The organism is Oleiphilus sp. HI0061 (assembly GCF_001635675.1).
In genome coordinates, this window is record NZ_LWFE01001435.1 from 1 (window position 1) to 353 (window position 353).

The 353-nt window shown below is 38.5% G+C and carries 1 protein-coding gene; it reads left to right on the plus strand.

Translation table 11 applies throughout. From position 1 onward, the window contains the following. Positions 1-168: 168 nt before the first annotated feature. Positions 169-353: hypothetical protein (locus tag A3735_RS32085; RefSeq protein ID WP_231882625.1), on the plus strand; the 185-nt coding region annotated here is incomplete at its 3' end.

Sequence of the window (353 nt, forward strand, 5' to 3'; positions counted from 1 at the left end):
TTTTTTCATTCATTTAATATAGTACATTATTGAAAATACGTCATGCGACGCGTCATCAAGTACTCTCTAATCATTACATTCAATGGTTATAGTTAGCAAGGCAGGGAACTTTCTAGGCGCGCGGCGTTCAAATAAATGAATTCTTTTTATCAGTAGAGCTTTACATTTATGCCCACGCGCTCCAATAAGCCCGACCGTTTTCTTGGTTTATCTATTGCTTACTTCATCCTAATTTTTATAGGCTTAAACTCCTTTACCGAGCAGGTCTCTGCAGACTTAAAAGACGCAAAATATAACAAAGCCCCCCTCTTCTCTTTACCTGATATACATGAGAAGAGCACCGTCAATCTGAG